At 73.8% G+C, this 24,993-nt stretch carries 16 protein-coding genes; 13 read left to right on the top strand and 3 right to left on the bottom strand.

What is annotated here, in order from left to right; genetic code table 11:
• The first annotated feature begins 27 nt into the window (after nucleotides 1-27).
• Nucleotides 28-2,268: a homoserine O-acetyltransferase MetX gene (gene metX / locus MNY62_RS02345; protein WP_242342483.1), complete on the top strand. Its 2,241-nt coding sequence runs from the start codon at nucleotides 28-30 to the stop codon at nucleotides 2,266-2,268.
• Nucleotides 2,269-2,323: 55 nt separating this feature from the next.
• Here the strand turns inward: metX and MNY62_RS02340 are convergent, their stop codons facing one another.
• Entirely contained in the window at nucleotides 2,324-3,892 is a 1,569-nt protein-coding gene (locus MNY62_RS02340) for a sigma 54-interacting transcriptional regulator (RefSeq protein ID WP_242342482.1), read from the bottom strand.
• Between the two features lie 167 nt (nucleotides 3,893-4,059).
• On the opposite strand from MNY62_RS02340, the gene MNY62_RS02335 reads away from it, so the two are divergent.
• From MNY62_RS02335 to map, 4 genes are all read left to right on the top strand, one after another.
• A complete protein-coding gene (locus MNY62_RS02335) occupies nucleotides 4,060-4,668 on the top strand; it encodes a hemerythrin domain-containing protein (RefSeq protein WP_242342481.1) in 609 nt (202 codons plus the stop codon).
• An 88-nt stretch (nucleotides 4,669-4,756) separates the two neighbouring features.
• Nucleotides 4,757-7,039, top strand: coding sequence for a nitric-oxide reductase large subunit (locus MNY62_RS02330; RefSeq protein WP_242342480.1), 2,283 nt, complete (start codon nucleotides 4,757-4,759; stop codon nucleotides 7,037-7,039).
• A 166-nt stretch (nucleotides 7,040-7,205) separates the two neighbouring features.
• Nucleotides 7,206-7,697: a hemerythrin domain-containing protein gene (locus MNY62_RS02325; RefSeq protein WP_242342479.1), complete on the top strand. Its 492-nt coding sequence runs from the start codon at nucleotides 7,206-7,208 to the stop codon at nucleotides 7,695-7,697.
• Nucleotides 7,698-7,740: 43 nt separating this feature from the next.
• On the top strand, nucleotides 7,741-8,730 hold the full coding sequence (gene map / locus MNY62_RS02320) for a type I methionyl aminopeptidase (protein WP_242342478.1): 990 nt from the start codon (nucleotides 7,741-7,743) through the stop codon (nucleotides 8,728-8,730).
• Between the two features lie 30 nt (nucleotides 8,731-8,760).
• Here the strand turns inward: map and MNY62_RS02315 are convergent, their stop codons facing one another.
• A complete protein-coding gene (locus MNY62_RS02315; RefSeq protein WP_242342477.1) occupies nucleotides 8,761-10,545 on the bottom strand; it encodes a MutS-related protein in 1,785 nt (594 codons plus the stop codon).
• A 230-nt stretch (nucleotides 10,546-10,775) separates the two neighbouring features.
• On the opposite strand from MNY62_RS02315, the gene egtB reads away from it, so the two are divergent.
• From egtB to MNY62_RS02300, 3 genes are all read left to right on the top strand, one after another.
• Nucleotides 10,776-12,059 carry an ergothioneine biosynthesis protein EgtB gene (gene egtB / locus MNY62_RS02310; RefSeq protein WP_242342476.1) on the top strand — a complete coding sequence of 428 codons (1,284 nt, stop codon included), beginning with the start codon at nucleotides 10,776-10,778 and terminating at the stop codon, nucleotides 12,057-12,059.
• Entirely contained in the window at nucleotides 12,056-13,033 is a 978-nt protein-coding gene (gene egtD, locus MNY62_RS02305; RefSeq protein WP_242342475.1) for an L-histidine N(alpha)-methyltransferase, read from the top strand. The genes egtB and egtD overlap by 4 nt, the downstream gene beginning before the upstream one ends.
• A gap of 64 nt (nucleotides 13,034-13,097) precedes the next feature.
• Nucleotides 13,098-13,943, top strand: coding sequence for a hypothetical protein (locus MNY62_RS02300; RefSeq protein WP_242342474.1), 846 nt, complete (start codon nucleotides 13,098-13,100; stop codon nucleotides 13,941-13,943).
• 455 nt (nucleotides 13,944-14,398) lie between these two features.
• Here the strand turns inward: MNY62_RS02300 and MNY62_RS02295 are convergent, their stop codons facing one another.
• A complete protein-coding gene (locus MNY62_RS02295; protein ID WP_242342473.1) occupies nucleotides 14,399-16,345 on the bottom strand; it encodes an acyl-CoA dehydrogenase family protein in 1,947 nt (648 codons plus the stop codon).
• A 154-nt stretch (nucleotides 16,346-16,499) separates the two neighbouring features.
• Between MNY62_RS02295 and MNY62_RS02290 the strand changes: the two genes are divergently transcribed.
• From MNY62_RS02290 to MNY62_RS02270, 5 genes are all read left to right on the top strand, one after another.
• Entirely contained in the window at nucleotides 16,500-19,631 is a 3,132-nt protein-coding gene (locus tag MNY62_RS02290; protein ID WP_242342472.1) for a response regulator, read from the top strand.
• Nucleotides 19,632-19,640: 9 nt separating this feature from the next.
• The gene (locus tag MNY62_RS02285; RefSeq protein ID WP_242342471.1) at nucleotides 19,641-20,459 is read left to right on the top strand and encodes a CheR family methyltransferase; all 819 of its coding nucleotides are present in this window, start codon (nucleotides 19,641-19,643) and stop codon (nucleotides 20,457-20,459) included.
• Nucleotide 20,460: 1 nt separating this feature from the next.
• Nucleotides 20,461-21,042, top strand: a complete 582-nt coding sequence (locus MNY62_RS02280) for a chemotaxis protein CheB (RefSeq protein WP_242342470.1) — start codon at nucleotides 20,461-20,463, stop codon at nucleotides 21,040-21,042.
• On the top strand, nucleotides 21,039-22,184 hold the full coding sequence (locus MNY62_RS02275) for a hybrid sensor histidine kinase/response regulator (protein WP_242342469.1): 1,146 nt from the start codon (nucleotides 21,039-21,041) through the stop codon (nucleotides 22,182-22,184). The genes MNY62_RS02280 and MNY62_RS02275 overlap by 4 nt, the downstream gene beginning before the upstream one ends.
• 245 nt (nucleotides 22,185-22,429) lie before the next feature.
• The gene (locus MNY62_RS02270; protein ID WP_242342468.1) at nucleotides 22,430-24,988 is read left to right on the top strand and encodes a M1 family metallopeptidase; all 2,559 of its coding nucleotides are present in this window, start codon (nucleotides 22,430-22,432) and stop codon (nucleotides 24,986-24,988) included.
• The last annotated feature ends 5 nt before the right edge of the window (nucleotides 24,989-24,993 follow it).

The raw sequence follows: 24,993 nt of genomic DNA, 5'->3' as shown, positions 1-24,993 counted from the left end.
ATCCCCGGTCGTTACCCTCCGCCGTCCATGACCTCGAAGACGGGCAGCGCGGATCGCTCCGCGGCGGGGCGCGCGGCGTTCGTCTCGCCGGAGACGCGCACGCTGGAGCTTCCCGGCGGGCTCGAGCTCGAGCTGGGCGGCCGCCTCGAGCGCGTCCAGATCGCGTACCGGACCTGGGGCACGCTCGCCGCCGACGGCGGCAACGGCGTCGTCGTCTGCCACGCGCTCACCGGCTCGGCGGACGTCGACCAGTGGTGGGCGCGCATGTTCGGGCCGGGGCGCGCGCTCGATCCCTCCCGCGACTTCGTCGTCTGCGCGAACATCCTCGGCAGCTGCTACGGCACGACCGGGCCGACCTCGATCGATCCCGCCACCGGCCGGCCCTACCTGGGGGCGTTCCCGTCCATCACAATCCGCGACATGGTCCGCGTCCAGCGCGCGCTCGTCGACGCGCTCGGCGTCCGCCGCGTGCGGATGGCGATCGGCGGGTCGCTCGGCGGCATGCAGGTGCTCGAGTGGGCGCTCCTCTACCCGGAGCTCGTCGAGTCGGTGGTGTTCATCGCGTCGACCGCGCGGCACTCGGCCTGGTGCATCGGGCTGTCCGAGGCGCAGCGGCAGGCGATCTACGCCGATCCGCGCTGGCGGGGCGGCGCCTACGACCCGGCCGATCCCCCCGCGGCCGGGCTCGCCGCCGCGCGGATGATGGCGATGCTCTCGTACCGGAGCCAGCCGTCGTTCGAGCAGCGCTTCGCGCGGCGCCCGCAGACCGAGGACCTGTTCGCGATCGAGAGCTACCTCCGCTACCAGGGGCGCCTGCTCGTCGACCGCTTCGACCCGGCCACCTACGTCGCGCTCACGCGGGCGATGGACACGCACGACGTGTCGCGCGCGCGCGGCGACTTCGACGACGTGCTGCGCTCGCTGCGCCAGCCGACGCTCGTCGTGTCGATCGACTCTGACGTGCTCTACTGGCCCTGGGAGCAGCGCGAGGTCCAGGCGCTCCTGCCGAACGCGCGGCTGGCGGTGCTCGACTCGCCGCACGGCCACGACGCGTTCCTCATCGACGTCGACCGGCTCTCCGAGATGGTGGCCGACTTCCGCGGCCAGCGCCGGCGGCGCGAGGAGGAGACCGCGGAGGGCGAGGCGCCGATCGATCGGGCCTACGCGGATCACGGCGTGTCGCTCCTCGTGCTCGGCAAGGGGAAGGTCGGCGCGGAGCTCCTCGAGCAGCTGCGCTCGCAGCGCACCGAGCTCGAGCTCGACTACGAGACGGTGCTGCGGGTGGTCGGCATCGCCGACCGCCACGGCGCGCTCGTCCAGCCGGAAGGGGTCGATCTCGATCGCTGGCGGGAGCAGCTCGCCGCCGCGCCGGCGACCGGGCCCGTCGACGCAGCGAGCGCGCCGGCGATCCTCGACCGGCTCGCGGGTCTGCCCCGGCCGGTGCTGGTCGACCTCACCGCCGCGGAGGGGATGGAGGAGGTCTACGAGCAGGCCTTCCGGCGTGGCATCGACGTGGTCGCCGCGAACAAGCTGCCGCTCGCGGCCCCGCCGCGCCGGCGCGAGCAGCTCCGCGAGGCGCGCCGCCGCCACGGGCGGCAGTACCGCTACGACACCGCCGTCGGCGCGAGCCTGCCGGTCATCGGCACGCTGAGGCGCCTCGTGCGGAGCGGCGACCGGGTCCGGTCCATCGTCGGGTCGCTCTCCGGCACGCTCGGCTACCTCTGCACGGAGCTCGGCCGCGGCGTGCCCCTGTCGCTCGCGACGCGCTGGGCGATCGGGCTCGGCTACGCCGAGGAGGACCCGCGCGACGACCTCTCGGGGAGGGACGCCGCGCGCAAGGCGCTCATCCTCGCCCGCGAGATGGGCGCGCAGCTCGCGCTCGAGGACGTCTCGGTCGAGCCGCTCGTGCCGCCGGAGGCGCTCGCGCCGGGCCGCCCGGACGCGCTCCTCGCCGCGCTGCGCGCGCACGACGAGGTCCTCGCCGCCCGGGTGGAGCGGCTCCGCGCCGAGGGCAAGGTGCTGAGGTACCTCGCGCGCGTGCAGACCGGCCCGGACGGCCGGGTCTCCGCGCGGGTGGGCCCGGAGGCGGTGGAGCTCGCGGATCCCGCCGCCCGGCTCGTGGGCGTCGAGGCCTACGTGGCGTTCACGACCGCGCGCCACGCCGAGCGGCCGCTCGTCGTCCAGGGCGCGGGCGTCGGCGGGGCGAGCACGGCGGGAGGAGTCCTCGCCGAGATCCTCGCCATCGCGGGGGGCGGAGAGGCGGCCTAGCCGTCCCGTTGGCCGCGACCGCCGGTCCTCGGGACCGGCGCGGCCCGGGCGATCGCTACGGCCGCGCGCGCGAGGGCGCGACGCCGTACTTCTTCATCTTGCCTTGCAGCGTCGTGGGGCGGAGGCCGAGCAGGGCCGCCGCGCCTCCGGGGCCGTAGACCCGGCCCCCCGCGTGCGAGAGCGCGCGCTCGATGAGCCCGCGGACCTCCTCCTCGAACGTGCCGGGCGCCGCGGCGTCGGACGCCGCCGCCGGCGCGCCGTCCTGCGTGAGGCGGACGGGCAGGTCGGGGAGGGAGAGCTCGGGCCCGGGCGAGAGGATGAGCGCGCGCTGCAGGAAGTTCTCGAGCTCGCGGACGTTGCCGGGCCAGTCGTGCCCTTCGAGGGCGCGCCAGACGTCCTCGGCGACGCGCGGCGGGCGGCGGTGCATCCCCGCGGCGTGGCGGGCGAGGAAGTGCATCGCGAGCGGCCGGATCTCGTCGCGCCGCTCGCGGAGCGGCGGGAGCTCGATGGGGAACACCGCGAGTCGGTAGTAGAGGTCCGCGCGGAAGGTGCCGCGTGCGACCATCTCCTCGAGGTTCCGGTTCGTCGCTGCGACGACGCGCACGTCGACCTTCACCGGCTCGGTCCCGCCGACGCGCTCGACGACGCGCTCTTGCAGGACGCGCAGGAGCCGAACCTGCACCGAGGGGGGCGCGTCGCCGACCTCGTCGAGGAAGATCGTCCCGCCGTCCGCCTGCTCGAAGCGGCCAGGGCGGCGCCGGCTCGCGCCGGTGAAGGCGCCCTTCTCGTGGCCGAACAGCTCGCTCTCGATGAGCCCCTCGGGGATGGCGCCCAGGTTCACCGGGACGAACGGCGCGTTGAAGCGTGGGCTGAACTCGTGGACCATCCGCGCAAGCCCCTCCTTGCCGACGCCGGTCTCACCGCGGACGAGGACGGTGGTCGTGGAGGGCGAGACGAGCCGCACCCGCTCGACGACGTCCTTCATCGCCGGGCTGTCCGCGACGTAGCGGGCGTCGCGCTTGATCTGCCGAATCTCCTCCTTGAGGAGCGCGTTCTCTCGGCCGAGGAGCCGGTTCAGCCGCTGGACCTCCTCGACCATCAGAGAGTTGTGCAGCGCGATCGCGACGAGGTGCGCGACCTGCTTCGCGACCTCGTAGCAGCAGTCGAGGAGCCCCTCCGCGGGAGGGTGGGCGATGTCGAGCGTACCGAGCACCTCGTTCTCGAACACGAGCGGGAACGAGACGAGCGAGCCGTAGCCGTACGCGGCGAGCAGCGGCTCCTCGCGGTAGCGCGGCGACTTGGGCTGGAGCGGGTCGACGATGCACGGGGTCCGCTCGCCGAGCGCCTTTCCGGCCGCGGAGCCGGCGAGCGGGAAGGAGGTTCCGAGCTCCGGCGACGGCTGCCGGGGATCCGACACGAGCACGACCTCTGCACGGGTCGGGTCGGTCGGCGAGATGCGGTTGATCGCGACGCGGGTCACGCCGAAGTGGCGCCGGAGGAGCTGCCCCGTGCGATCGAGCACGGAGGCCAGATCGACGGTCGACAGCACGGCCTCGATCGCCTCCTCGACGATGCGCCGGTGGGGGTCCTCGTGCGAGACGACGGGCAGGATCGAACCAACCATGGGCCGGTGAGTAACGAAATGCCGGTGCGCGCGTCAACCTCCCGGCGGTGCGAGTTCCCCCGTTCGAGAACCAAACTTCCGCAAAACCAGGAGGTTCGGCGGTTGGCAACGCCCTTGCTCTAGCTCACGGACGGGTGCGCTGCTGCCCCAAGCACGGAGAGCAAGCCATGGACGCCATCGAGACCCTCATGAACGAGCACCGCGTGATCGAGCGCGTGCTCGACGCGCTCGTCGGGTTCGCCGACGAGGCCCGTCGCAAGGGCACGACCGACAAGGAGGAGCTCGGCCGGTTCGTCGGGTTCATCCGCGAGTTCGCCGATCGCTGCCACCACGGGAAGGAGGAGGACATCCTCTTCGCCGCGATGGTGTCGCACGGGTTCCCGAAGAACGGCGGGCCCGTCGCGGTGATGCTGCACGAGCACGCGCAGGGCAGGGCGCTCGTGGGCGCCCTCGCCGCCAGGGCCGCGCAGGACGGTGAGTGGACCCCCGCCGACCTGCAGGGCATCGCCGACGACGCGTACGCGTACTCGAACCTGCTCCACGCCCACATCCACAAGGAGGACGCCATCCTCTACCCGATGGCGGAGCAGCGCCTCCCGCCCGAGGCGATGGAGCGCGTTGGCGAGGACTGCGAGCGCTTCGAGCGCGAGCAGACCGGCGCGGGCGAGCACGAGCGCTTCCACGCGCTCGCCGACGAGCTCGTCCTCCGTCACGCCGGCACCATCCACCCCGCCGCGACCACGACGGACCCGCACCGCCACGGCTGCTGCGGCTAGCCGCCGTCCCCTGACCCTTCACGACCCACCGCACGGCTGCCACGGCACGCCGCTGCGCGAGCTTCATACCCCGCAGTCCGGAGAGCCCATGAGCCACAAGGGACGCGCCATCCTGCTGTTCACCATCGTCGCCGCCTTCTCGGTCCTCATCTTCGGCGGCGCGAAGATCAACGAGCACAAGCCGCCCATCCCCGACCGCGTCGTCACCTCGACGGGCGAGGTCGTGATGACCGGCGAGGACATCCACCAGGGCCAGCTGCAGTACCTGTCCCGCGGTGGGCAGCAGACCGGCTCGATCTGGGGCCACGGCGCGTACCTCGCACCGGACTGGTCCGCTGACGCGCTCCACCGCACGGGCCTCGCCGCGGCGGGGCTCGCGGCCGGCCGCGCGCCCGCGGACGCCGCGGCCTTCACGCAGGGAGAGCTCGAGGCGCTGCCCGCCGGCGAGCGCGGTCGCGTCGACGCCGAGGTCGCCGCCGAGCTGCGCCAGAACCGCTACGACGCCGCCACCGGCACGCTGACGCTCTCGCCGGGCCAGGCCGCCGCGTTCCCCGCGCTGGTCGCGTACTACACGAAGCTCTTCGGCGAGGGCTCCGACGCGATGTCGATCCCGAAGGGCTTCGTCGCCGATCCCAAGGACGCGCGGGCGATCACCGCGTTCTTCTTCTGGACCGCATGGTCCGCGGGCACGAACCGCCCCGGCGAGACGTTCAGCTACACCGCGAACTTCCCGTACGACCCGCTCGTCGGGAACCGCCCGCTGCCCTCGTCGCTCGTCTGGTCCATCGTCTCGGTCGTCCTGCTCATCCTCGGCACGTTCGCGGCCATCTACTTCTACCTGCGCCTGCGCGGGAGGGATCACGAGGAGCCCGCGAAGCTCGCGCCGCTCGCCGAGCCGAACCCCACCCCGAGCCAGCGCGCCGCGCTGCCGTACTTCCTCGTCGCGATCGTCCTCTTCATCCTGCAGGCGGCGCTCGGCTCGGTCACCGGCCACTTCGCCGTCGAGGGCAACAAGCTCTTCGGCATCGAGATCGGTCAGCTCCTGCCCTACGCCGCCACGCGCGGCTGGCACCTCCAGCTGGCGGTCTTCTGGATCGCGACCTGCTGGCTCGCCACCGGCCTCTTCATCGGCCCCGCGGTGAGCGGCCACGAGCCGAAGGGCCAGAAGGCGCTCGTCTACACGCTCCTCGGCGCGCTCGTGGTGGTGGTCGTCGGCGCGCTCGCCGGCACCTACTTCGGCGTCCGCGGCAAGCTCTCCGGGCCGAACGGCTGGCTCATCGGTCACCAGGGCTACGAGTACATCGAGCTCGGCCGCGTGTGGCAGCTCGCCCTCATCGGCGGCATGCTCCTCTGGCTCGCGCTCGTGTACCGCGCGGTGAAGCCCGCGCTCGCGGCGGAGAAGGACAAGGGCGGCCTCACGCACCTGCTCCTCTACGCCTCGGTGACGATCCCGCTGTTCTACTCGGTCGGCCTCTTCTACACGCCGGGCACGCACATCGCCGTCGCCGACTACTGGCGCTGGTGGGTGGTGCACCTCTGGGTGGAGAACTTCTTCGAGGTGTTCGCCACCGTCGCGCTCGCGTTCATCCTCGCCCGCATCGGCGCGGTGGGGCAGAAGTCGGCGCTCCGCGCGACCTACTTCTCCATCCTGCTCTACCTCGGCTCCGGCATCATCGGGACCTTCCACCACCTGTACTTCACCGGCTCGCCGCTCTTCATCACCGCGCTCGGCGCGACGTTCTCGGCCCTCGAGATCGTGCCGCTCACGCTCCTCGGCTTCGAGGTCTACGAGAACCTGAAGCTCGCGCGGTCGGGCCCGAACGCGCAGCCCTGGAAGTGGCCGCTCTACTTCTTCGTCGCGGTCGCGTTCTGGAACGCGGTGGGCGCGGGCGTGCTCGGCTTCCTCATCAACCCGCCGATCGTCCTGTACTACGCGCAGGGCCTCAACACGACGCCCATCCACTCGCACGGCGCGCTGTTCGGCGTGTACGGCTTCCTCGCCATCGCGCTCATGCTCTTCTCCATGCGGAACATCGTCCGCAAGGACGCCTGGAACGACGGGCTCCTCAAGGGCGCGTTCTGGGGCCTCAACGGCGGCCTGGCGGGCATGATCGTCTTCTCGCTCCTCCCGGCGGGCATCTACCAGTTCGCGATCGGGATCGAGAAGGGGCTGTGGTACGCGCGCAGCCCCGAGGTGACCGGCAGCGCCTTCATCCACGCCGTCACCTGGGCGCGCGTCGTGCCGGACGTCGTGTTCCTCGGCGGCGCGGTCCTGCTCCTCACCTTCGTGGTGCGCGCCATCGCGAAGGACGCGGCGCTCCGGCGCGCGGACGCGGCCGGCGAGCGGGCGGCCGTGCGCCGGGCGGCGTAGAGGCACGGCAGGGCGGGATCCGTGAGGCGTCCGTTCCGGACGCCCGCGCGCCGGCGGATGCCTCCCCCGCCCGCCTGCGCGACGAGAGGGGCGAGGCCGGTCCGCCGGTCTCGCCCCTCCGCCTCTCCGGCGGCCGGTGCATACGCTCCCTCATGGGAGGAAGACCGTGAACGCCATCGACCTGCTGGAGCAGCAGCACCGTGAGGTGGAGGAGCTCTTCGAGGAGTTCGAGAGCGCCGGGGACCGCGCGAAGAAGAAGAAAGAGCAGCTCTGCCGCGAGATCTCCGACCAGCTCGCCATGCACGCGGAGATCGAGGAGAAGCTCTTCTACCCGGAGTCGAAGCAGGAGAACACCGAGGAGATCCTGCGCGAGTCCGTGGAGGAGCACCTGTCCATGAAGCGCATCCTCTCCGACCTCCTGGAGGTCGGGGCGGAGGACGAGCAGTTCGACGCGAAGATGTCGGTGCTCAAGGAGCAGGTCGAGCACCACGTCGAGGAGGAGGAGAAGGAGCTCTTCCCCAAGGTCCGCAAGGCGCTCTCGAAGGACGAGCTCGAGGACCTCGGCGACCGGATGGAGCAGATGTTCGAGCGGCTCGAGGCCCAGGGAGACGCGAGCGCCAAGATCCCCGGGCAGACGGATGCCCCGTCGCAGATCTGACGGGCGGGTTGCCGGATCTCCCCGGCTCCCTTAAAACCGCTCCGTGAACGAGACCGAGCTGCTCGCGCGGGCGCGGCCGGGTCGGAACGACCCCTGCTGGTGCGGGAGCGGGCAGAAGTACAAGAAGTGCCACCTCGACGAGGACGCGCGCGGCGCCGCTCCGGCGGGGTCCGCGCGTCCTCGCCGCCGTCCCCTGCGAGCGGGCGTCGTGTCGCCGCGCCGCGCGGTGCCGGCCGCGATCGCGCGTCCGGACTACGCGACGAACGGGCGCCCCAAGGCGCAGGGCCGGGACGTGAAGACGCCGGAGGAGCTCGAGCGGCTTCGCCGCGCCTGCCGGGCGGCCGCCCGCGTGCTCCGCGTCACCGGGGAGGGGGTCCGGCCGGGGGTCACCACCGACGCGCTCGACGAGCTCGCCCACGCCGAGACGCTGCGGCTCGGCGGCTACCCGAGCCCGCTCAATTACCGCGGCTTCCCGAAGTCGCTCTGCACCTCCGTGAACGAGGTGATCTGCCACGGCATCCCCGACAGCCGGCCGCTCGAGGACGGCGACATCGTGAACCTCGACGTGACCGTCTACCTCGACGGCATGCACGGGGACTGCTCGGCGACGTTCCTCGTCGGCGAGGTGGACGGCGAGGGCCGCCGGCTGGTCCAGATCGCGCGCGAGTGCCTCGCGAAGGGCGTCTCCGCCGTGCGGCCCGGGCGCCCGATCTCGGACATCGGCCGGGCCATCGAGTCGCACGCGTCGCGCCACGGCTACGGGGTCGTGCGCTCCTACTGCGGTCACGGCATCGGCGAGACGTTCCACACCGCGATCCAGATCCCGCACCACTACGACCCGTCGGTACGCCGCGTCATGGAGAAGGGCATGACGTTCACCGTCGAGCCCATGATCACCGAGGGGACCTGGCAGGATCTGCTCTGGGACGACGGCTGGACCGCCGTCACCGCGGACGGGAAGCGCTCGGCGCAGTTCGAGCACACGCTCGCCGTGACCGACGACGGGGCGGAGATCCTCACCGTCGAGGAGTAGCCCCCGCCCGTCGCGGACCGGCGCCGGCGCTCACACGCTCAGGCCGACCGCGCGCATCAGCGCGAGCGCGTTCGAGTGCGCGACCACTCCCGGCCGCAGCCGGTAGTCGAACGCGATCTCGCCGTCCTTCACCTGGTCCTCGAAGTGGCCGTTCGCGAGCGCGCCGTCGGCGCCGGCGAGCTCGGTGAGGGCGAGGTCGTGCGTCGTGACGAGCCCCAGCGCGCCGCGGGCGAGGAGGCCGCGGACGATCGCCTCGGCGCCGATGCGGCGGTCGTGCGAGTTCGTGCCGTGGAGGATCTCGTCGAGGAGGAAGAGCAGCGCGAACGGCCCCGCCGACAGATCGACGAGCTCCTTGAGCCGCGTGATCTCGGCGTAGAAGCGCGACTTGCCGGCCTGGAGCGAGTCCTGGATCCGGAGCGTCGCGCCGGGCTGGACCGGCGTGAGGCGCATGCGCGCGGCGCGGACGGGCGCGCCGGCCAGCGCGAGCACGACGTTCACGCCGACCGTGCGGAGGTACGTGCTCTTTCCGGACATGTTCGAGCCGGACACGAGGAGCACGCGCGGGCCGTCGCCGCCGAGCCGGAGGTCGTTCGGCACCGCCCCGGGGAGCAGCGGGTGCCTGAGCGCCTCGCCCTCGAGGATCGGCGCGCGGCCCGGGCCCCCGTCGAGGAGCTCCGGCCAGGCGTCCTCGGGGTGCTCATGGGCGTAGCCCGCGAGCGAGGAGAGCGCCTCGAGCTCCGCCACCGCCTCGAGCCAGCGCCGGATTCCGCGCCCCGACGCCGCGCGCCAGCGCTCCACGGCGGCGGCGTGCAGCGGGGCCCACGCGAGGGCGAACGCGACCGGCGCGAAGAACTGGTTCCGGCTCCACTCCATGCGCGCGACGACGCGGACGAGCGCGGCGATCCGGCCGGAGGCCGGCGCGCCCGCGCCGCGCAGCGACGCCTGGAGCGCCGCGAGGCGCGCGTCCTCGAGCGGCTCGGCCTCGAGGCGCTCGAGCAGGAGCGCGAGCACGCGCAGCTCCGCCGCGGGACGCTCGACCCCGCCGAGGACGCGGGCCATCCGATCGCGCAGGCCGCGCGAGAACGCCCACTCGCCGAGGAGGACCAGGAGCAACGGCGCCGGGCCGAGCCCGGCACCCCACGCGAAGGCCGCGGCGACGGCCAGCGCGGCGAGCGCGAGCGCCGCCGGGCGCACGAAGGCGGGCACGAGGGGCGGGGCCTCGCCCCAGGCGGAGAGCCCGGCGGCGTCGACGCCGGCGCGCACGTCCTCGCCGAGCACCGCCAGGTCCTCGCGCAGATCGAGGCGCGGCGCGAGGGAGGCGATCGCGCGCTGGCGGGCGCGGACCTCGGCCGCCGGCGCGGGGTGGAGGAGCCAGGCCGCGAGCCGCTCCGCGCCGGGGCGCGTGCGCGCTGCGCACAGGAGCTCGAACAGCGATCCCCGGCCGAAGAGGTCGAGGTCGAGCGCGTAGGGGTGGGCGGGATCGGCGAACCGCTCCCCAGCGTCGCCGGCGCCGGCGAACGCTCCGTCCATCCGCGCGAGCGCGGCGGCGTGGAACTCGACGGCGCGCCGGGCGCGGGCGCGCGCGGAGAGGACGCGATCGTGCACGACGGCGAGCGCGACGAACGCGGCGAGCGGCGCGAGGAGCCAGCCGGCCGACAGCCGGTGCTCCCCCCACGCGAGCCACGCGACTGCGGCGCCCGCGGCGAAGATCGCGAGCCGGCCCCAGGCGATGCGGGCATCGGCGCGATCGAGCCGCGCGACCGCCGCGCGGCGCGCCTCGAGGCGGCGGGTGATCTCCTCCCGGGGACTTTTCACGGCGCGGGAGGGTAACGCGGAAGTGGCGCCTCCGCACCGGTCCGTACGGCGCGGTGGGGCGGAGGCGTGGACCCGCCCGGGCGTCGATGCCGCCCCGGACCGCGCGAGCGCGCCGCCTCCGCGGGGGGTAAGCGAAAGGGGTCCGCCGCGTTGCCTCGCCCTTCGCGCGTGGAAAGGTTCAGAGCCGGCGTTTACGCGGACCGGCCGTCCGGCGCGCCAGGGGAGGACGGGTGAGGGCAAGCGAGGGGGACGCACGAGAGGCGGTTCGCGCGGAGACGATCGCCGCGCGCCTCGCGGCCGTCCGCCGCCGCACCGTCGCGCTGGCGTCCCCGCTCTCGCCCGAGGACGCGACCGTCCAGTCGATGCCCGACGCGAGCCCCGCGAAGTGGCACCTCGCGCACACCTCGTGGTTCTTCGAGGCGTTCGTGCTGCCCCGGGTGGAGCGGTCCTTCCGGCCGTTTCACGATGCGTACGCCTATCTCTTCAACTCCTACTACGAGGCGGTCGGGCCACGGCAGCCACGGCCGCAGCGGGGCCTGCTCTCGCGGCCGGCGCTCGAGGAGGTGCTCCGCTACCGCGCGAACGTGGACGAGCGGATGGCGGCGGCGCTCGCCGCGCGCCTCGACGACGCGCTCCTCGCGGTGGTGGAGGTGGGGATCGCGCACGAGGAGCAGCACCAGGAGCTCCTCCTGACCGACGTGAAGCACGCCTTCTCCTCGAACCCGCTCCGCCCCGCCTACGCCCCCGGAGCCCTCCCCGGGAGGCCGCGGCCTGCGACGGCGACGCCGCTCGGGTTCGTCCCGCGCGAGGGCGGCGTCGTCGAGATCGGCGCCGCGGCCGGCGGGTTCGCGTTCGACAACGAGCGGCCCCGCCACCGCGCGCTCGTCGAGCCGCACGCGCTCGCGTCGCGCCCCACGACGAACGGCGAGTGGCTCGCCTTCATGGACGAGGGCGGCTATCGCCGGCCCGAGCTGTGGCTGTCGGACGGGTTCGCCGCCGTGCAGGCGGGCGGCTGGCAGGCGCCGCTCTACTGGGAGCGCGGGGAGAGCGGCTGGAGCGTCTTCACCCTCGCGGGCCCGCGCCCCCTCGACCCGGCGGAGCCGGTCGCGCACGTCTCCTACTACGAGGCGGACGCCTTCGCGCGCTGGGCGGGCGCGCGGCTGCCGACCGAGGTCGAGTGGGAGGCGGCCGCGGCGGGCGCCGAGGAGGACGGGACGTTCGCCGACGACGGACGGTTCCATCCCGCGGCCGCGGCTCCCGGCCCCGGTCTTCGCCAGCTCCTCGGCGACGTCTGGGAGTGGACCTCCTCCGCCTACGCCCCGTACCCGGGCTTCCGCCCGCTGGCGGGCGCGCTCGGCGAGTACAACGGGAAGTTCATGGTCAACCAGCTCACCCTGCGCGGCGGCTCGTGCGCCACGCCGCGGGGCCACGTGCGCCCGACGTACCGGAACTTCTTTCCTCCGGGCGCGCGCTGGCAGTTCACGGGCGTACGACTGGCGAGGGACCGGGCGTGATCGGACTCGAGGGTGCGAGCATCGGGGTGGGGCAGCGGACGAGCGAGTCCGCCCGGTTCCGCGAGGACGTGGTGCGCGGCCTGTCGGCGCCGCGAAAGGCGCTGCCGCCGAAGTGGCTCTACGACCGCCGCGGGTCGGCGCTGTTCGAGCTCATCTGCGAGCAGCCGGAGTATTACCCGACGCGGACGGAGCTCGGGATCCTGGAGGGGCACGCCGACGAGATCGCCGAGGCGGTCGGGCCGGGTGCGCTCGTCTTCGAGCCCGGCGCGGGCAGCGGCAGGAAGACCGCCCTCCTGCTCGCGGCGCTGGACCGCCCTGCCGGCTACGTGCCGGTGGACATCTCCGGGGAGGCGCTCCTCGACGGCGCCGAGTCGCTGCGCCGGCAGTTCCCCCGCCTCCCGGTCCTGCCGCTCGTCGGGGACTTCACCGGGCCCATGGCGCTGCCACTCGGGGAGCTCCCCGCGAGGCGACGCGTGGCGTTCTTCCCGGGCTCGACCATCGGCAACTTCGATCCGCCCGAGGCCGTGGCGCTGCTCCGGCGGATGGCCCGCGACGCCGGGCCGGGCGGCGCGCTCGTCATCGGCGTCGACCTCGCGAAGGACGAGCGGACGCTGGTCCGCGCCTACGACGACGCGCGCGGCGTCACCGCCGCGTTCGACCTGAACCTCCTCACGCGCATGAACCGCGAGCTCGGCGGAGACTTCCGGCTCTCGGCCTTCCGGCACCGCGCCATCTTCGAGCCGGACTACTCACGCGTGGAGATGCACCTCGAGAGCCTGGAGCCGCAGATCGTCACGGTCGCCGGCGAGCGCTTTGCCTTTCGCGCCGGCGAGACCATCCACACGGAGAGCGCGTACAAGTGGGAGACGCGCGCCTTCGACGCGCTCGCGCTCATCGCCGGCTGGCGGCCGGAGCGGACCTGGACGGACGAGCGGGCGTGGTTCGCGGTGAAGCTCTACACCGCCGCGCGCTGAACGGCCCATCATGAATCGCGAACGGTGGACGCACGGAGCGAGCTCACCGGGGTGCTGATCGCCCATGCGCGCGCGGCGGACCGCGGCCGAGCTGGAGGCGCGCGCCGCCCGGGCGGCGCCGCCGGGCGCGGCGCCGCCGCCGCTCTCGGAGCCGCTCGCGATGCTGCAGCGGCGCGGGCTCGACCCGCGGCCGTCGCGCCCCGACCTGCCGTTCCCGCCCGGGTTCGATCCAGCCGCCGTCGCGGCCCTCGTCGATCGCCTCCGCCACTACGCGTTCCGCCTGTTCCTGCGCGGGGCGATCCTGCGCGGCGCCGGGTTCACGCCGGGTCAGGCGACGCGCTACGTCGTCCCCGAGAAGGCGCGCGAGATGGCCGACGCGCTCGTCGCGATCGGGCTCGCCGCGCCGCTCCCGCGCGGCCGCTACCGGCTGGTTCACCGTCCGAGGACCTTCGGTGGCACGCTCGAGTGGTGGCTCGGCGAGGAGCTGCGGGAGCGGCTCGCGCTCCAGGTGGCGACGGGCGTCCGCTCCGGTGCGCCCGGAGTCGGCGGCGACCTCGACGTCGTCGCGGCCGGGGAGGGAAAGCTCCTCTATCTGGAGGTGAAGTCGTCCCCGCCCAAGCACGTCACTCAGGCGGAGGTCGGCGCGTTCCTCCGTCGCGTGGCGGCGGTCCGCCCCGACGTCGCGCTCTTCGTCGTCGACACCGCGCTCCGCCTCGGGGACAAGATCGTCCCGATGTTCGAGCTCGCGCTCGCCCGCGGCGGCGGCGCGGGTCCGGTCCGCCGCCTGTTCCGGGAGACGTGGTCGGTCGGGCCGCACGTGTACGTGGTGAACGCCCGCGAGGACCTGGTGGACAACGTGTGCCGCGCGATCGCGGAGGGGATCCGGGCGCTCGCGCCGCAGGCGCCGTAGGGCGCGAGTCGAGGATCGGGCCGCGTTCGAGATCGCTGCGGTCGCGGTCGGAGTCGGGGTCGTTCTGGGCCGACATCGCCGCTGCCGAGGTCACCTTGGCGCGCCGCCGGGACGGGACCTCACGTCCTCGGCGGGCCACGATGGACGGGGGCAAGGTACGGGGGGCGGTGCCGTCCGCCAGACGCCGCCGGCAACGCGGGGCTGCGGGCGCTGGCTGCACATGGGCGACGGTGCCGAGGCCGACCGCGTTGCATTGCGGTCCGTGGGTCGGGGCGGTGCCTACCGCGTCCAGTGGCCCGCCTGCGGGCGCGAGGTCCCGCCACGTAGGGCGGCGCGCTGCGAGCGGGGTGGGTGGGCGGTTCGGCGTGCTCGTGTCCGTCGCCGCAGGTTTCGACGCGACGACGCCCGCCCCGGTTCGGTCGGAGCGGGCGTCGTCGTTTGCCTCCGAAGGCTCGTCAGGAGACCGGCTGCGGCTCGGCGAAGACGGGCCGCACCCCCGCCTCCCCGACGGCCGCCGGCCTCGCCGGCGCGGCCCCCGGCAGCTTCGGGCGGAGCTCCTCGACCGTCACGTCGAGGCCGATCCCGCCCTCCTCGAGCCAGACGTGCTTCCCCTCGAGGACCTCGCGGCCCATCGCGTAGCTCTTCGCGTCGTCGTTGCTCCAGAGCGCGCCGAACAGCGCGCGCACCTTGCGCCGGGTGCCGAGGCAGAAGTGGTCGGCGAGCCGCGCGGCGTCCGCCGCCTCGGGCTGGCCCGCCTCCTTCATCGCCTGCGCGCGGGTCACGCTCGCCGCCATGGCGAACAGCTCGTTCGCGATGTCGACGAGGCGGAACAGGAACGCCTGCTTCCGCTCAGCGGCGGCCTGGAAGACCACCATGGAGTGGAAGATCTCCCGCGCGAGCTTGCGGCTCGAGCGCTCGACGAAGCGGAGGTGGCTCGCGTTCTTGCCGAACTCGCCGTAGCGCGGCGCGAAGAGGCCCCGCGCCCACAGGCCGAGGTACCAGGGGACGTAGAAGGCGCCGAGCTTCGGCAGCTGGGCGAGCTTCTTCGAGACCGGCACCTCGGGATCGATGAGGGCGCCCGCGATCTCGAGGTGCTTGTCCACCGCCTCGCGCGCCATGAAGAGGTGCATCACCTCCGAGGAGCCCTCGAAGATGAGGTTGATGCGCAGGTCGCGCATCGCGCGCTCGACGTCGACGCCCGCCTCGCCGCGCGCGGCGAGGGAGCTCGCCTTCTCGTAGCCGCGGCCGCCGCGGATCTGCATGGTCTCGTCGACGAGCCGCCACGCCTTGACGGTGTTCCACTCCTTCGCCGCCGCCGCCTCGAGGCGGATGTCGTAGCCCTTCCTGTCGGCGAGCGACTGGGCGAGATCGGAGACCGCCTCCATCGCGTAGACGGTCGAGGCCATCTCGGCGAGCTTGTGGGCGATGGCCTCGTGCTTGCCGATCTCCTGGCCCCACTGGACGCGGGCCTGGGACCACTTGCGCGAGAGCTCGAGGAACCGCTTGCCGCCGCCGACCACCGCCGCCGGCAGGGAGAGACGGCCGGTGTTGAGCGTCGTGAGCGCGATCTTGAGCCCGCGCCCCTCCTTGCCGATGAGGTTCTCCACGGGGACCTTCACGTCCGTGAAGCGGATCGCGGCGTTCGCGAGCGCGCGCAGGCCCATGAACCTGCAGCGGTGCGTGACCTCCACGCCCTCCGAGTCCGCCTCGACCACGAACGCGCTGATGGCGCCCGTCCGCGGGTTCTTCGCCATGACGACGAGGAGCTCGGCGATCGTGCCGTTCGTGCACCAGAGCTTCGAGCCGTTGATGACGTAGTGCTTGCCGTCCGGGGTCAGCTCGTAGCTCGTGGAGAGGCGGGCGGGATCCGAGCCGACGTGCACCTCGGTGAGCGCGAAGGCGCTCACGGCGCCCTTCGCGATCCGCGGCAGGTACTTCTGCTTGAGCGCGGGCGAGCCGAACAGCTTGAGCGGCTGCGGCACGCCGATCGACTGGTGCGCCGAGAGCAGCGCGGTGATGTTCGCGTCGTAGCCGCCGACGAGCTGCATGGCCTTGCCGTACTCGACCTGGTTCAGCCCCAGGCCGCCGTACTCGACCGGCACCTTCATCCCGAAGGCGCCCAGCTTGCGGAGCCCGTCGAGGACCTCCGGTGGATACTCGCCGGTCTCGTCGATCCGGACCGGATCCACCTGCTCGCGCAGGAACCGCTCGAGCTCCGCGTAGAAGCGCTGGAACTCCGGGCGCTCGGCGCGGTCGAGCGGGTAGGGGTGGATGAGATCCAGCCGCAGCTTGCCGAGGAACAGCTCGCGGAGGAACCCGGCGCCCTGCCACTCGGCCTCCCGCGCGGCCTCGGCGACCTCCCTGGAGCGCTGCATCTCGTCGTTGCGCTGCGTCATGGCCATGGACTCACCTCCGCTGATTCACTAATCAAATTAACGCAGCGCGCCTTGCCAACTGATACGACCCCTCGGGGCGCGGGTCGGCGGAGGCTCGCCCGACGGGGCGAGGTACAGGTTCTGGCGCAGTGACGCGATCGATCCTATCGCTGGCCCAACGATGCTGAAGCCGACTCCTCGCGAATCTCCTGCCTTCCTCGCGCTCCTCGCCCTCGGTCTCCTGGCGGTGCTCGGTGCGGACGCCGTGGGCCCCCGCGGCTCCGCGGAGTGGGCGCTGTACGCCGTGCCGGTCGCCCTGGCGCTCCTCGCGCGCACGGGCTGGACGGCGATCGCCGTCGCGGCCGGCGCGACCGTGCTGCTCGCGATCGGCTACGTGGTCTCGCCCGCCGCGCCGGCGGGCCTCCCAGCCTGGCTGCCGCTGACGAACCGGGCGATCGGCTTCGTGATGGTGTGGGTGGTCGCGCTCATCGTCCGGGCCTCGGTGCGCGCGCGCATGGTCGTGGCGCGGGAGCAGTGGACCCGGGAGGGCATGGCCGCGGTCCGCCGGGCGCTTCAGGGCGACAAGCCCGTCGAGGCGGTGGGGGCCGACGCGCTCCGCGCCCTCGCGAACCACCTCGGCGCCGAGGTCGGCGCCCTCCACGTCCAGCGCGACGATGGGCGCTTTCACCCGTGCGCGACCCTCGCGGGGGAGCCGGGCGCCGGCGCGTCGTTCGCGCCGGGGGAGGGGCTCTCGGGTGAGGTCGCGGTGGCGGGGCGGGTGCGTCTCGTGAACGACGTCCCCGCGGGTTACCTGCGCATCACCTCGGGCGCGGGCGGCGCCGACCCGCGGGCGCTGGTGCTCGCGCCGTCGAGGGTGGACGACGAGGTGATCGGCGTCGTCGAGCTCGGAGCGTTCCGCGCGTTCGACGACCTCGACGTCGAGGTCCTCGACCGCATCGCCCAGCCGCTCGGCATCGCGCTCAGGTCGGCGCGGGACCGGGCGCGGCTCGAGGAGCTGCTCGCGGAGACCCAGCGGCAGGCCGAGCGGCTCGAGATCCAGCAGGAGGAGCTGCGCGTCGCGAACGAGGAGCTGCAGTCGCAGGCCGACGTGCTGCGCGACTCGCAGGCCCGGCTCGAGGCGCAGCAGGCGGAGCTCGAGCAGGCGAACGTGCAGCTCGAGGAGCAGGCCGCGACGCTCGAGGACCAGCGCGCCCAGCTCGCGGAGCGCGGCGAGGAGCTCGAGGCGCGCGCCCACGAGCTCGAGCGCGCGAGCCGGTTCAAGTCGGAGTTCCTCGCGAACATGTCGCACGAGCTCCGGACGCCGCTCAACAGCGCGCTCATCCTCGCGAAGCTCCTCTCCGAGAACGCGCCCGGGAACCTCACCGAGGAGCAGGTGAGGTACGCGCGCACCATCCACCAGTCGGGCACGGACCTGCTCGTGCTCATCAACGACATCCTCGACCTCTCCAAGATCGAGGCAGGCCGGCTGGAGGTGCACCCGGAGGCCGTCCCGGTCGCGCGGCTCGTCGAGCAGCTCGCGCTCACGTTCGGGCCCGTCGCCTCCGAGCGCGGCCTCGCGTTCGAGCGGGTCGTCGAGGCGGGGGCGCCGCCGGAGCTGACGACCGATCCGCAGCGCCTGCTCCAGGTCATGCAGAACCTCCTCTCGAACGCCTTCAAGTTCACCGAGCGCGGCGGCGTGACCCTGCGGGTCTCGCCCGCGCCGGACGATCACGTCGCGCTCGTGGTCCAGGACACCGGCATCGGCATCCCCGAGGAGAAGCAGCGCCTCGTGTTCGAGGCCTTCCGGCAGGCGGACGGGACGACCAGCCGGAGGTACGGGGGGACGGGGCTCGGGCTCTCCATCGCGCGAGAGCTCGTGGCGCTGCTCGGCGGGACCCTGTCGCTGGAGAGCGCGCCGGGGCGGGGGAGCGCCTTCACGGTCACCCTGCCGCGAGCGATCGGCACCCGGGCGCGCGAGCGCGTACCGCTCGCGGCGCAGGCGCCCGCGACGGCCGCGGCGGTGCCGGCGTCGGTTCCGGCGAGCCGCGCGCCGGCCGTCCTGCGCGCGATGCCGCCCGCGGCGCTCGCCAAGGCCGAGGCAGCCGCCGGTTCGGGTCCGGCACCCGCGAGGGTGGACGGCGCCCGCCGCGTGCTCGTCATCGAGGACGACCCGGCCTTCGCCGAGGTGCTCTGCGGGCTCGCCCGCGAGCGCCTCTTCGCGTGCGAGCTCGCCACGACGGCCTCCGCCGGGCTCGAGCGGGCGTTCGCGGAGCCTCCCGAGGCGATCGTGCTCGACGTGGGCCTGCCGGATCTCTCCGGCCTCGCGGTGCTCGACCAGCTGAAGCGCGACCCGCGCACCCGCCACGTCCCGGTCCACGTCATGTCGGTCGAGGACTACACGCACGCGGCCCTGGAGATGGGCGCGGTCGGGTACGCGCTGAAGCCGGTGAAGCGCGACGAGCTCCTCGAGGCGTTCGAGAAGCTCGAGGAGCGCCTGCGCGCGGGGGTGCGGCGAATCCTCGTGGTGGAGGACGATCCCGTCCAGCGGGAGAGCCTGTCGAGGCTGCTCTCGGGGCGCGACGTCGAGACGGTCGGCGCCTCGACCGTCGCGGACGCGGTCGCGAAGCTCCAGGGCCAGACCTTCGACTGCGTGGTGATGGACCTCGCGCTCCCCGACGGCTCGGGCTTCGACCTGCTCGAGCGGATGGCCGCGAGCGAGGGGTCGCCGTTCCCGCCCGTCATCGTCTACACCGGCCGCTCGCTCGACCCGGACGAGGAGCAGCGGCTGCGCCGCTACTCGCGGTCCATCATCGTGAAGGGGGCACGCTCTCCGGAGCGGCTCCTCGACGAGGTGACGCTGTTCCTCCACCAGGTCGAGGCCGAGCTGCCGCCGGAGCGGCGCCGCATGCTCCAGGTGGCGCGCAGCCGCGAGGCGGTCTTCGAGGGGCGGCGCGTGCTCGTGGTGGAGGACGACGTGCGCAACGTCTTCGCGCTCGCGGCGCTCCTCGAGGCGCGCGGCGCGGTGGTCGACATCGCGCGGAACGGGCGCGAGGCGCTCGAGGTGCTCGCGCGCGCCCCCCGGACCGACCTCGTGCTGATGGACATCATGATGCCGGAGATGGACGGGTACGAGGCGATGCGGCGCATCCGCGCCGATGCGCGCCTCGCGAAGCTCCCCATCATCGCGCTCACCGCCCGCGCGATGGCGGACGACCGCCAGCGCTGCCTCGACGCCGGGGCGAACGACTACGTCTCGAAGCCCATCGACCTCGAGAAGCTCCTCTCGCTCATGCGGGTCTGGATGCCCCGCTAGGACCGACGGGTGATCACTCAGGACGTCGACCTCGAGATCCGGCTCCTCCTCGAGGCGATCTTCGAGAAGTACCACTACGACTTCCGCCGCTACGGCGGCGCCTCGATGAAGCGCCGCCTCGTGCGCGCCGCCGGCCGCTTCGGCTGCCGCACGATCTCCGCGCTCCAGGAGCGGGTGCTCCACGAGCCCACCGTGTTCCCGCAGCTGCTCGAGGACCTCACGATCCAGGTGAGCGATCTCTTCCGCGACCCCTCCTACTTCCGGGCCGTGCGCGAGCGGGTGGTGCCGATCCTCGCCACCTATCCCTCCGTGAAGCTCTGGATCGCCGGCTGCGCCACGGGGGAGGAGGTCTACTCGTACGCGATCCTCCTCCGGGAGGAGGGGCTCCTCGAGCGGACGATCATCTACGCCACGGACATCCACCCCCCGGCGCTCGCGCGCGCGGAGGCGGGCGTGTTCGCGCTCGAGCGCATGCCCGCTTTCAGCGAGAACTACCAGCGCGCCGGCGGGAAGGCGTCGCTCTCCGACCACTACGTGACCGGGTACGGCGGCGCCGCGTTCGACCGCTCGCTCCGCGCGCGCGTCGTGTTCGCCGACCACAGCCTCGCGACCGACGAGGTCTTCGCCGAGGTGCAGATGGTCTCGTGCCGGAACGTGCTCATCTACTTCGACCGGGCGCTGCAGGACCGGGCGCTGCGCCTGTTCGCCGACGCGCTCTGCCCGATGGGGTTCCTCGGGCTCGGGTCGCGGGAGACGGTCCGCTTCTCCGCCGAGGCGAGACGGTTCACGGAGTTCGACCGGAGCGAGCGGATCTACCGGAGGGCATGACGTGGCCGAGCCGCGCATCGTGGTGATGGGTGGATCCGCGGGGGCGATCGAGGCGCTGCTCGAGATCCTCCCCGCGCTCCCGGCCGGTTACCCGCTGCCCGTGCTCGTCGTCGTCCACCTCCCCGGGGGGCAGCAGAGCATGCTCGCGGAGGTGCTCGGGGCCCGGACGCCCCTCGCCGTGATCGAGGCGGAGGACAAGGCGCGGGCCACGCCGGGGACGGTCCACGTCGCCCCGCCCGACTACCACCTGCTCGTCGAGGCGGACGGCACGCTCGCGCTCTCCGTCGACGCCCCCGTGCACCACTCGCGTCCGGCCATCGACCCGCTGCTCGAGTCGGCCGCGGACGCCTACGCGGAGGGCGTCGTCGGGGTGGTGCTCTCGGGCGCGAGCGCGGACGGCGCCGCGGGCCTCGCCGCCGTGCGCCGCGCGGGCGGCCTGGCGATCGTCCAGGATCCGGCGACGGCGTGGTCGCCCCACATGCCGGAGGCCGCCCTTCGCGAGGCGGACCCCCAGCTCGTGCTCGCGCCCGCAGCGATCCGGGCGTACCTCGTCTCGCTGGGCGGCACGGAGGTGCGGCGGTGAGCGGCCCGGAGAAGATCCTCCTCGTCGACGACCGGGAGGAGAACCTCGTCGCGCTCGAGGCGCTGCTCGCGCGGGACGGGGTCGAGATCCACTGCGCGCGCTCCGGCGAGGACGCGCTCGAGCTCGTCCTGCGTCACGAGTACGCGCTCGCGGTGCTGGACGTGCAGATGCCGGAGATGGACGGCTTCGAGCTGGCCGAGCTGATGCGAGGGACGCGGCACGCGCGCGGCGTGCCCATCATCTTCGTGACGGCCGCGGCGCGGGAGCCGGGGCGCGTGTTCCAGGGGTACGAGGCCGGCGCGGTGGACTTCCTCCACAAGCCGCTCGATCCGCACGTCCTCAAGGCCAAGGTGGACGTCTTCCTCGAGCTCGCGCGGCAGCGGCGCGAGCTCGCCGCCCGCCTCGAGGAGCGCGACGGGCTCGTGGCCCGGCTCCGCGAGCAGCTGCGCATGAACGAGACCTTCGCGGGGATCCTCGGGCACGACCTCCGGAACCCGCTCTCCTCGATCCTCGCCTCGGCCGATCTCATCCAGCGCCGGGCGGAGAGCGACTCTACCGTGAAGACGGCGCAGCGGATCCTGTTCTCCGGGCGGCGCATGGCGCGGATGATCGAGGAGCTGCTCGACTTCACCCGGCTGCGGGTCAGCGGCGGGATCCGGCTGGAGCGGCGGCGCGCGCGGCTCGGGGAGCTCGCGCGGCGAATCGTGGGCGAGCTCGAGGGCGAGCACCTCGAGCGGACGGTCGTCGACGCGCGCGGCGACGACTCCGGCGAGTGGGACGTCGACCGGCTCGGCCGGGTGGTGTCGAACCTCGTCGCGAACGCGCTGCAGCACGGCGAGGACGGGCCGGTGCGGGTCGAGATCGACGGCGGCGACCCTCGCACGGTGGAGCTGCGGGTCCGCAACGCCGGCGCGATCCCGCGCGAGCTGCTCCCGTCGATCTTCGACCCGTTCCGCTCCAGCGCGCGCCGCGGCAGGCGCGGCGGGCTCGGGTTGGGGCTCTTCATCGTGAGGAGCCTCGTGGAGGCGCACGGAGGCGACGTGGGCGTGGTCTCCTCGCCCGACACCGGCACGACCTTCACGGTCCGGCTTCCGAGAGCCGAGCGCGCGCCGGCGCGCGACGGAGCCGCCGACGGGCCGTGAGCGGGCGGGGAGGGGGACGGCGCCGCCCGGCGGACCGCGCAGGAGGACGGCGCGGGCGCGCCGCGTGGCGAGGGCCGCGGAGGCCCGGACCCCGCGAGCGCGAGCAGCTCAGCCCCGTCGGGTCGCGGGCCCGCGCGGGTATCCGGCGGCGCCCACGCCGGTGCCGGCCGAAAGTCGTGGGGAACGGAGCCGTCATCGGTTACGCCTTGGCGGGTGCGCCGCCCGGCGCGCCGAGGACCGACCCGATGCCCCACCCCACCGACGACCGCACCTTCCGGCTCCCGCTCCACCTCCGCCCGCTTCGCTACGAGGCCTCCCTCTCGGTCGATCTCGAGGGCAAGCGCTTCGCCGGGACCGAGCGGATCGAGCTCTCCTCCGCGGAGGTCGCGGACGAGATCGTCTTGCACGCCGCCGAGCTCGACGTGACCCGCGCCGTGCTCCACGCCGGCGGCCGGGCCCTCGAGGCGGCAGCGGTCACTCCCGTCGCCGCGAGCGAGACGGTCATCCTGCGCTTCGCGGAGCCGGTGCCGAGCGGCGGGAGCTGGCTCGAGCTCGCCTGGAGCGGCCGCATGAGCCCGGGGCTCCGCGGGCTCTACCTCGCGGGGCCCGGCCTCTGCGCGACGCAGTTCGAGGCCGCGGACGCGCGGCGGGTGTTCCCGTCGTTCGACGAGCCCGGTTTCAAGGCGACCTGGCGGCTCACGATCGAGGTGCCCGCGGGAGGGGCGGTCCTCTCGAACGGCGCGCCCGAGGGGGAGGAGGTGCTCCCCGGCGGGCGCCGGCGCGTGGTCTTCGCCGAGACGCCGCCGCTGCCGACCTACCTCGTCGCGCTCGTCGCCGGCGGGGTGGAGGGGTTCCCGCCCGTGAACGTGCGCGGCGTGCCGGTCCGGACCTGGGCCTCGCCCGAGAAGCTCCCGCTCACCGGCTTCGGCCAGGACGTCGCGGTCGAGGTGCTGCCCCGCCTCGAGGACTACTTCGGCGCGCCGTACGCCTTCGGCAAGGTCGATCAGGTCGGGCTCCCCGAGTTCGAGGCGGGGGCGATGGAGAACGCGGGGCTCATCACGTTCCGCGAGGTCGCGCTGCTCCTCGACCCGCAGACGGCGTCGCTCGCCCAGAAGAAGCGGGTCGCCGAGGTGGTCACGCACGAGCTCGCGCACCAGTGGTTCGGAAACTGGGTCACCATGACGTGGTGGGACGACCTCTGGCTCAACGAGGCGTTCGCCACCTGGATGGCGTTCAAGGTCGTGGATCAGTGGAATCCCGCCTGGCGCGTGTGGCTCGAGTTCGACCAGGGCAAGGCTGCGGCCATGCACCTCGACGCGCTGCGGTCCACGCACCCCATCCGCGCAGAGATCCGCGACGTGAACGCGGCGGGCGAAGCGTTCGACCTCATCACCTACGAGAAGGGCGGGGCGGTGCTCCGCATGATCGAGGGCTACCTCGGCGCGGAGCGGTTCCGGGACGGGATCCGGATCTACATGCAGCGGCACGCGCGCGGGAACGCCGTCGCCGACGACCTGTGGGGCGCGCTCGCCGAGGCGTCGCGCGAGCCGGTGGTCGAGCTCGCGAACGGCTGGATCGGCCAGCCCGGCTTCCCGCTCGTGCACGTGCGGCGGGAGGGGCGCGTGCTCACGCTCGAGCAGCGGCGGTTCTTCTCGGAGGGGAGCGCGGCGGCGGACGACACGGTCTGGCCGGTGCCGCTCGTCCTCCGCCACGGCGAAGGCGAGCGGATGACGGAGCAGCGCTACCTGCTGCGCGAGCGGCGCGCGGAGGTGGAGCTCGCGGGCGCCGACGCGCCCGCGTTCGTCTGCGCCAACGCTGGCGCGACCGGGTTCTACCGGGTCGCCTACGACGCCGCGGGGCTCGAGGCCCTGGGCCAGAACCTCGCCTTCCTCGCGCCGGCGGAGCGGATCCAGCTCCTGTCGGACGAGTGGGCCCTCGTGCGGAGCGGCGAGCGGGAGGTCGGGGCGTTTTTCGATCTCGTGACGCGCTTCGGGGGCGAGGAGGACCACGCGGTCCTCGACGAGCTCGTGGCGCGACTCTCCGCGATCGAGTACCGGCTCCTCGGCGACGGCGAGCGGCTGCGCTTCGCGGCGCTCGTCGTGACGCTGTTCGGGCCGCGGCTCGCCGCGTGCGGCTGGGACGCGGTGCAGGCCGAGCCGGACGACGTGCGGCTCCGGCGCGCCGCCGCGGTGCGGGCGCTCGGAGTCGTGGCCCGCAGCGCGGGCGTCGCCCAGGAGGCGACGGTCCGGCTCGACCGCTGGATCGCCGGCGACCGCGGCGCGCTCGAGCCGAACCTGCACGATCCGGCCGTGGCGATGGCTGCGCGGGGCGGGGACCTCGCGCGCCTTGAGCGCTTCCGCGGGCTCTTCGCCAAGGAGACCGACCCCGCCTTCCGGCGCCGCTGGCTCCTCGCCCTGGCGTCCTTCGAGGAGCCGGCGCTCGCGGCGCGCGGCGTGGACCTCGTCTTCACGGACGAGGTCCCGCTCCAGGACGTCGCCTCGTTCGTCGCGGCGCTCCTGGCGAACCGCACCGCGCGCAGGCCGTTCTGGGAGCGCCTGCGGGCGGACTGGGAGAAGCTCCACGCGCGCGTGAAGGGGGCACCGATGCTGCTCCGCCGCGTCGTCGAGGCGATGGGGGCGCTCGTCGAGCGCCGCGAGCTCGAGGAGGCGGAGGCGTTCCTCGCGGCCCACCCGCTCGACGAGGCGCGCCAGGCCATCGCGCAGACGCTCGAGCGGCTCCGCCAGGACGTCGCGCTGCGCGAGCGGACCCAGGCCGCGATCGGCCGCTGGCTCGAGGCGAGGTAGACTCC

The sequence above is a fragment of the Anaeromyxobacter terrae genome (assembly GCF_022690685.1).
In the GTDB taxonomy this organism is placed as follows: Bacteria; Myxococcota; Myxococcia; order Myxococcales; family Anaeromyxobacteraceae; genus Anaeromyxobacter; species Anaeromyxobacter terrae.
The sequence above is the reverse complement of the archived record's forward strand: the minus strand, read 5'-3'. Positions and strand labels throughout refer to the sequence as shown.

What these genes read in the sequence shown, in the direction of transcription:
- metX (WP_242342483.1), top strand. Translation starts at nt 28, where the DNA reads ATGACCTCGAAGACGGGCAGCGCGGATCGCTCCGCGGCGGGGCGCGCG.
- MNY62_RS02340 (WP_242342482.1), bottom strand. Translation starts at nt 3,892, where the DNA reads ATGGTTGGTTCGATCCTGCCCGTCGTCTCGCACGAGGACCCCCACCGG.
- MNY62_RS02335 (WP_242342481.1), top strand. Translation starts at nt 4,060, where the DNA reads ATGGACGCCATCGAGACCCTCATGAACGAGCACCGCGTGATCGAGCGC.
- MNY62_RS02330 (WP_242342480.1), top strand. Translation starts at nt 4,757, where the DNA reads ATGAGCCACAAGGGACGCGCCATCCTGCTGTTCACCATCGTCGCCGCC.
- MNY62_RS02300 (WP_242342474.1), top strand. Translation starts at nt 13,098, where the DNA reads ATGCGCGCGCGGCGGACCGCGGCCGAGCTGGAGGCGCGCGCCGCCCGG.
- MNY62_RS02295 (WP_242342473.1), bottom strand. Translation starts at nt 16,345, where the DNA reads ATGGCCATGACGCAGCGCAACGACGAGATGCAGCGCTCCAGGGAGGTC.
- MNY62_RS02290 (WP_242342472.1), top strand. Translation starts at nt 16,500, where the DNA reads ATGCTGAAGCCGACTCCTCGCGAATCTCCTGCCTTCCTCGCGCTCCTC.
- MNY62_RS02270 (WP_242342468.1), top strand. Translation starts at nt 22,430, where the DNA reads ATGCCCCACCCCACCGACGACCGCACCTTCCGGCTCCCGCTCCACCTC.